Origin of the sequence: Dietzia sp. E1 (genome assembly GCF_014145015.1) — a bacterium.
Lineage (GTDB): Bacteria > Actinomycetota > Actinomycetes > Mycobacteriales > Mycobacteriaceae > Dietzia > Dietzia cinnamea_A.
Genome location: NZ_JAALDU010000342.1, coordinates 1 through 7,613, shown reverse-complemented (window position 1 = coordinate 7,613; position 7,613 = coordinate 1). Strand labels below are relative to the sequence as shown.

The 7,613-nt window shown below is 67.9% G+C and carries 5 protein-coding genes and 1 pseudogene; 3 read left to right on the top strand and 3 right to left on the bottom strand.

Going from position 1 to position 7,613, the window contains the following annotated elements; genetic code table 11:
- A pseudogene (locus G6030_RS11440) lies at nucleotides 1-92 on the bottom strand (2Fe-2S ferredoxin); the annotation flags it as partial.
- A 310-nt stretch (nucleotides 93-402) separates the two neighbouring features.
- On the opposite strand from G6030_RS11440, the gene G6030_RS11435 reads away from it, so the two are divergent.
- The gene (locus G6030_RS11435) at nucleotides 403-1,113 is read left to right on the top strand and encodes a TetR/AcrR family transcriptional regulator (protein ID WP_146776291.1); all 711 of its coding nucleotides are present in this window, start codon (nucleotides 403-405) and stop codon (nucleotides 1,111-1,113) included.
- Between the two features lie 393 nt (nucleotides 1,114-1,506).
- Entirely contained in the window at nucleotides 1,507-2,109 is a 603-nt protein-coding gene (locus G6030_RS11430) for a hypothetical protein (RefSeq protein ID WP_241504589.1), read from the top strand.
- A 544-nt stretch (nucleotides 2,110-2,653) separates the two neighbouring features.
- On the opposite strand, the gene G6030_RS16535 is transcribed toward G6030_RS11430, so the two are convergent.
- Together G6030_RS16535 and G6030_RS11420 are read right to left on the bottom strand one after the other, a co-directional pair.
- A complete protein-coding gene (locus G6030_RS16535) occupies nucleotides 2,654-2,977 on the bottom strand; it encodes a hypothetical protein (protein WP_228549012.1) in 324 nt (107 codons plus the stop codon).
- Nucleotides 2,978-3,221: 244 nt separating this feature from the next.
- Nucleotides 3,222-3,614, bottom strand: a complete 393-nt coding sequence (locus G6030_RS11420; RefSeq protein WP_181694353.1) for a hypothetical protein — start codon at nucleotides 3,612-3,614, stop codon at nucleotides 3,222-3,224.
- Between the two features lie 268 nt (nucleotides 3,615-3,882).
- Here G6030_RS11420 and mobF point away from each other — a divergent pair, with 268 nt between their 5' ends.
- Nucleotides 3,883-7,422 carry a MobF family relaxase gene (gene mobF, locus G6030_RS11415; protein WP_182643202.1) on the top strand — a complete coding sequence of 1,180 codons (3,540 nt, stop codon included), beginning with the start codon at nucleotides 3,883-3,885 and terminating at the stop codon, nucleotides 7,420-7,422.
- Nucleotides 7,423-7,613 lie beyond the last annotated feature (191 nt).

Below are 7,613 nucleotides of genomic sequence, written 5' to 3'. Positions count from 1 at the left end.
TTGTTGACGGCGATCCGCATGAGTGACTGCCCCTCCTCCAAGGGCACCTCGTGCTCCTCGCCGTCGTGGGAGACAAAGGTTACAACTGCCATAGTGAACTCCTGATACGTAGTATTTGACGTCCTTTGGCCCGTTGAGTTTTCCGTTGGTCAGCGCAGGCTCAGTGGCCTTCTTGTCACGCTTCTTTCCCTGGGCTCAGACGGCCGCGGCGGGCGCCTCGTGCGTCCGTCTCTACGTGGGTCGGCGCGCCTCTTCTCGGTGGAGTGGCCGTCCTCGACGCCACTGTGACGTCGGCCACGTTCGTGACCCAGTCTGGAACGCCCGACCCACTTTGTCAACGAATATTCCCTAGTGAATCTCGTTCACGGGCCGGGGGGGCCTCGACCCGGTAGCATCCGGGAGGTGACCGAGTCGGCAAGCGCGCCCCCGCGGCGCAGCCCCCGGATGGTTAAGCGCCGCGCGCAGAACTGCGAGCGCATCCTCGACGCCGCCGAGCGGGCGTTCGTCTCCGGGCAGCGCAACGTCCGGATGGAGCAGATCGCCGAGGACTCGGACATGTCAGTGGGCGCGCTCTACAAGTACTTCGGCAGCAAGGACGGCATCCTGCTCGCCCTCGCCGACCGCGCGCTGACCCGGTTCAGCACCTACCTCGACGAGGCCCTCCGTCCCGAGTACTCGCCCCTCGAGCAGGTCATCGCCGCCAGCGACGTGTACCTGCGGTTCTACCTGGACCACCGCGGGTCGTTCCGCTTCCTCGCCTTCGACGGCCACGGTTCCGGCCTCTCCGCCAGCGCCCACGAGCTGAGCCAACAAGTCGGCGACCGCCTCGACGAGATCCTCGGCCGGTTCCAAGCACACCTCGAAAGCGCCATCGCCACGGGCGAGGCCTCGCCCGACTACCCGCCGAAAGAAACCGCGCTCTTCCTCTGGGGCGCATGGAACGGCGTCGTCTCCCTGACCCTGCGCAATGACCGCATGGCACTCACCGACGATCAACTCGCCGCCACCCTCGACGTCGGCCGCCGCCTCGTCAACGAGGGACTCGCCCACCCCAGCTTCCGCATCCGCGGCCACTCGCGCGCCCGCGTCATGGACCCCACCAAGAACTGGTAAGCGCGCACCCACGGCCCCACCCGACAGCCCGCTCACGAGCGACCACCACTCACTGGCCACACGACCGCCAGTCACGTACCTGGGCTCCCACATCCCGGTGTCGCTGTGGGAACGAGGAATCACCGGGATTACCGTGGCCCCGCCGGCGGGCAACACCGCCCTGGCCGCCGTCTTGGATACCTACAACCTGACCGCCGATAGCCGGCGCTCCCCTCCCTCTGGGCAGAATCGCCTTCGGGTCGTCGCCTGGGCCCTGGGCGCCGACGACCCGCCGCAGCGCCCGCTCGCCGGCGATATCCGGGCGAGCACTATCCCGCCGGACGCCACAGGCGGGTAACATAGGTAACGGAAAACGTTTCCGGTTACCCGTTACCGATCGGAGGGGAGATGGCTATGTCGACGTCGGAGAAGATCGCCAGGGCCTATGGGGTGCTCGTCGCGCGAGGGGACAAGGTCACCGTGCGCAGCGTGCAGCGTGAAGCGGGGGTGCGCATCGGTGAGGTGGCCGCGTGGATGCGTGAACACGCCACCGGCGCTGCTGGGGACGTGCCCGAGGCTCCGGATCTGTCGGAGGCGATGTCGGCGATGGTGCAGTCGGTGTGGGCCGCGGCGTGGAAGCGGGCCGCGGAGCAGGCGGACGAGGCGACCGCCGTGGCGCTGGATGCAGCCCGCACTGGCGAAGCAGACGCCCTGGCCGCCGCCGAGCAGGCCGCCACGCAGAGAGATGACGCCGTCGCGGCCTGCGATCGCGCCGCTGGCGAGGTCGAAGGGTTGCGCGCGGAGCTGGCGCAGCTGCGCGGGCAGCTTGACGCGGCCCTTCGGGACGCGCAGGACGCGCGCGCCGAGGCCGAGCAGGCCGACCGGGCCCGGGTCCGCGCCGAGGCGACCTCGGACACTCTGCGTGAAGTGCTGGACTCACTACGCGATAACACTCGCGAGGCCGGCCCGGCCGGCACACCGTCGACCGCAACTGAACGCCCCGACGAGCGCCCCTGAGAACTGAGTGTCAGAGGTGGCAGCCACACCCCAAGGGCACGACGATCATTCGGGGACGCCGAGCTCGGCGGACCGACTCGAGTCGTAGGTAGGCGGCGTCCACGGCGCGCCCGCGGCCTGAGGGAGAAGGTGGCACGCAATGTGGGATCTTGGCACGGCGACGTTGGCGGTCGCGGTGGTGGCGGGCGGTGCCCTCGTGCTTCCTCCGACCGCGCGAGGTGTGGGCGGGATGTGCGCGATCATCGGCTTGCTCGGGGTGATGCAGGGGGCGAACGTGGGCGCCGACTCCTCGCGGCGCTGGGGACGCTGGCCTGGTTTATCGGGCACTGGTCGTTCGCGGTCCGCAATGATGCGCGGTACCGGTCACGGTTGGCGCGCGTGGTGATCGACCAGACGCCGCCCGCGGTGGACGCTGCCGCAGTTCTGGGAACTGCGAAAGCGCAAGACGCGCGAGTGACTGAACGCTGACACATCTCTTCCGACCGGAACGAGAAAAGGCCCCGCGGTGTGGCGGGGCCTTTGTTGTGGGTAAGCGTACGTCAGATCAGAACAGCGAAGGTGTATCCAGGGGTGCGGTATTGCCGGATGCGGCGCTGTAGGCGATGGGGTCCCAGCCACCAGAGACTGCGTTGCGGACGGCCAGGGAGCGGGCGTGGCGGTCTTGCCGTCTGAGGGAGGTTCGGATAATTCCGGTGCGTCCGCAGGCGACGGCGTAGTTCAGGTTCGCCGCCTGTGTGGACGGGATCAGGTGATCGGGATCAACGCGCACGCATAGTGGCTCGTTGCAGCGGTGTTCGGCGACGACGCCGGCCAGGTCGATGCCGTCGAGTAGAAGCGCGAACCGGTGCGCTGATTCGGTGCGGCTCACGCCGCCTTCGCGCCAGCTCAAGCGTCCGTACCCATCAACACCGGAGACGGCCCCCGTGAACAGCCAATGTCCGTCGCCGGGGGCTCGTACGACCTTGGCCCAGAACGCGGCGATTGCCTCCGGAGTGGGGGGCAGTGTCGCGCTGTAGGGGCGCGAGTTAGCCGACGGCCCAGACGAGGTGGACCGTGGTTCCAGGTCCAGTCCCGGCAGGGGAACGTCCTCACACCACGGCCCACCGCGGGGATCAGTGGTTGCTGGCACCGTTGCTGTCCGAACTGTCTACAGCCGTGCCCGTCTCAGCGTCTTCGCTCGCACTCCCGGTGCTCTCTGACTCAGACTCGCCGCTGGCTTCGTCGTTGTCGTCCTCGGAGTTTTTTGCGCTGCGGATCGCTGCACCGACGTCGCGGGCAGACAGGCCGGTCATCTCGGCTAGGTCGGACTGGGGGACGCCGAGGCCCCGGAGCTCGATGAGCGCGCCGCCGAGGGTGGCTTCTGCTTCCTCGCGGGCGTCGATCGCGGAGAACACGGCAATAAGCTTGGACTCGCGCTTGCGCGCTCGCTCCAACTCGACGGCCATTGCTTGGCGGGCGCGGGCCCGTGCGGTCTGTGAACGGGAGTCTGTCTTCGCGAGGCCCATACGCTCGACCCTATTGGTCGCCGCTCTCCCCCGCAGTCGCCCACGCTCTGGCTGCCCACGCTCTGGCTGCGGCTGCCCGCCGCAGCTTCCGCACCGCCCCGGCCAGTCGCCCTCCGTGCGTCCGCCACAAAACCCGACTCGCTCTCGCTCCTCTGAACAGTCTTACACAGTAGGCACTTCGAGTGAACGACGGGAACCTCCTGGTCACAGCGCCGTGCGCTGTGACGCATAGACGCGCGGATTCTGTCCGCATACGCTGGCGTGCGTGATGAGTCTGCGGGCGGTCCACGCGGGTACTGGATATCAGTACCTGCTGCGCTCGGTTGCCACCCACGATGCCGACCCGCAGGGCCTGGCCCTGTCGGACTACTACGCCGCCAAGGGCACCCCTCCGGGACGGTGGATTGGTAATGGACTTCAGGGACTGAACTCCCAGTCCGCGACTTCCGGTTCAGTCGTCACCGAGGCGCAGATGGCGGCTCTGTATGGCGAGGGCCTGCACCCGGATACCGACCAGATGATGGCGGACGGCCGCGGTCTGTCGGCCTGCAAGCTGGGCCGGTCCTTCCCCATCTACACCGGCGGGGTTGACGTCCTGGAAGCGATAGCCGCCGCGGAAAAGACGTTCCTCGCAGTCGAAGGCCGGCGCCCCACACCCGATGAACGAGGACAGATCGCCGAGGGGGTCGCGCGCCCGTTCTATACCGAGAAGTTCGGTTACGAACACGCCTCCGGTAAGGATGTCATCGCCTGGGTCAACCGCGAGCGCGACCAGGTCAAGCAAGCTGTCGCCGGGTTCGATTTCACGTTCTCTCCGGTGAAAAGTGTCAGCGTCCTGTGGGCGCTGGCCGATGAGAACACCGCCTCTCGCGTGGCTGCGTTGCATCACGAAGCCGTGGCCGAAACCCTGGCATGGGCCGAGGACAACGCGATCTACACGCGCGTCGGGACCGGCGGTATCAAGCAGGTCAAAACCGGCGGGATCATCGCCTCCGAGTTCACCCACTTTGACACCCGGTGCGGGGACCCGGACCTGCACTCTCACGTCCTTGTGGCCAATAAGGTCCAAGGCCCTGACGGGCGGTGGCTGTCGCTGGACTCTCGCGCAATCCACCAGATGCACCAGGCGATCTCGGCCCGCTACGACGCGATCCTGCACGACCTTCTGACCCGTCGCATGGGCGTGGAGTTCCAGGCCAACTACCCGCACCCGGACAAGGCGCCCATCTGGGAGGTCAAGGGCATCGACCGCCGCCTGATCGACGCCTTCTCCTCCCGCCGGGCCCTGGCCAGGCCGGTCTATGACCGACTCGTCAGTGAGTACGTTGAGAAGAACAATCGGCAGCCTTCCCAGCGGGCGTCCTACGCCCTGTGGCAGAAGGCCATCCTCGACACCCGCGACGCCAAGAAGCCCGCCCGATCTCTGGCCGAGCACCGCGCCACCTGGCGGGAGATGGCCGAAAAGGTCGTCGGCACGCACGCAGTGGACAGCGTGGTTGGCGAGGTCACCGGGCAGGGCCGGAGCGAGGTGTCGCGGGAGCTGTTCGACGCCCGGGTCCACGCCCGGCAGGTGGCCGAGCGGGCGGTGGAGGCAGTGACCGCACGGCGGGCGCAGTTCCGCCGTTCCCACATCGACACCGCCGTATCGACCGCGCTCAAGGGCTACCGATTCGAGGGCGCCGAGGCCCTGGACCGGGCGCACGAACAGGTTATGGCCACCGCTATGGGAGAGCTCGTGGTGCAGCTGACCCCGCCGGAGATTCTGGACCTTCCCAGCCCTCTGATCGGGCCAAACGGGGCTGGTGTGGACCGGCACGCAGGCGCCGAGAAGTACACCACTCAGGCAGTGCTGGACGCCGAGACCGTCACCCTGGAAGCGACTGGCACCCCGGTCGCGGTGATCGCTACCCGCGCCGATCTCGACCGTGCGCTGAAGGCGCACGAGGACGCCGAAGGGTGGACCCTCAATGCCGGGCAAACTGCTCTGGCGCAGCACCTCATCGGTGCCGGATCACTGCTTGCCGCCGGGGTGGGTCCGGCCGGAACCGGCAAGACCGCATCCATGAAGGTCGTCGCCCGAACTTGGCACGACACCGGTCGATCCGTCATCGGTCTGGCACCCTCCGCGGCAGCGGCCAGCGTCCTCGCGGGCGACATCGGCACCGACTGCCACACCATCGACTCGCTGACCTTCACCTGGCTCGGCAGGCACCCGAACCTGCCCGGGAAATCACTCGACGCACTACCGGTCACGATCAAACCTGGGGACATGCTTCTGGTCGATGAGGCGGGCATGGCCAGCACCGAGAACCTGGCCGCACTGACCGAAATCGCGGCCGAATCCGGGGCAGTTCTCCGCCTGATCGGCGACCCCAAACAGCTCGCGGCAGTCGAGACCGGGGGTCTGTTCGCCGACCTGACTCGCGCCCGCGGAACGCCTCAGCTCCGGGAGGTGATGCGCATGGGCGCGGACACCGACCAAGCCGACGCGACCCTGGGCCTGCGCGAAGGTGACCCAGGCGCGCTGGCTCTCTACAACGAGCGCGGATGGATCACCGGCGGGCACCGGGAGCAGATGCTCACCCAGGCCGTCGAGGCGTTCCTGGCCGACACCAACGCGGGCCGCCAGGCACTAATCATTGCCTCCACCAACGCCGACGTCGACACTCTCAATGAAGTGATCCGGGCCGATCGCATCGCCCGCGGGCTAGTCGACGACGCACACACCACCAAGGTGGCTCGCGGGGACACCGTGGGTGTCGGCGACACCGTGATCGCCCGCACCAACTCCAAGCTGTACGCAGAGGACCGCACCTACCTCGGACGGGTCATCAACGGCCAACTGTTCACCGTCACCGGCATCGCTGACGATGGGTCACTGGGGGTGCGCGACTCCTCCACCGGGCAGGCCATGCTCATCTTCGCCAGCTACGCCGACAAGAGCATTCATCTCGGTTACGCCGCCACCATCCACCGCGCGCAGGGCGCCACTGTCGATACCGTCCACGCCGTCGTCGACACCTCCGTGGACCGGGCCGGCCTGTACGTCGCCATGACCCGCGGCAAGAAAGAGAACCGCGCCTACGCCGTGTGCGACCCCACCCTCGACACGGGCGCCGAGGACGCACACATGCACTCCGCCGGCGACCACCAAGCCCCAACCGCAGACGAGGTGCTGGCTGGCGTTCTGGCCCGCGACACCCACCAGGCCTCGGCCACCGAAACCCTGCGCCAGGAGTACGAGAGCGCCACCAGCGACGAACGGCTGGAGCAGCTCTACCGCCACGGCGTTGACCTCGCCGCCCGCGACTTTGCCGCAGCCACGCTCCCTGCCTACATCGACGCTCTACCGCGGGTCTACGCCCACCAACTCGAGGCAGACCCCGACCAGTACCAGGCCCTGGAAGGCGCGTGGACCGAAGCAGCAACCCGAGGCCTCGACCCCCGCGAGGAGTGGGACAACGCCACCGACACCCTCGACACTGCCAACAAACCCGGTACCGTCATCGCCCACCGGATACGTCACGCGACCCGCGAACAAGCCGAGACCACAGCACTGCCCACTCCCCCACCGGCGGCCCCGGGATGCGATACCGAACTCACCAACTGGCTTGCAGACACCTACCGCACACTTGCCGCCGATCCTGACGCCACGGCGGTAGCCCGTGCAGCGTCCTTCTCTACCGAGGACTTTGTTGACTCGTACCTCGCATCCCGGTCCGCAGAACACGAACCCGGCCCGGACACCCATCCCACGACGAGCTCGCCATGGGGGCCGGCACCCGACTCCTCCCCCGACCTGTGGTGACTCGCTTCGGCTCATCAGTCACTAGTGGTCAGGCTGCGGTGCGGGCCCAGTGGTGGGGCGCGAGCAGCATGTCGGGAGCGGGTAGTGCGGCGCGGGCTGCGGCAACTAGTTCCCACCAGCTGTCGGGGTCGGCGTCGCGATGGAGATCTTGGGCTGGACCGTTCCCGCTCTGGTGGACACCCGGAGATGAG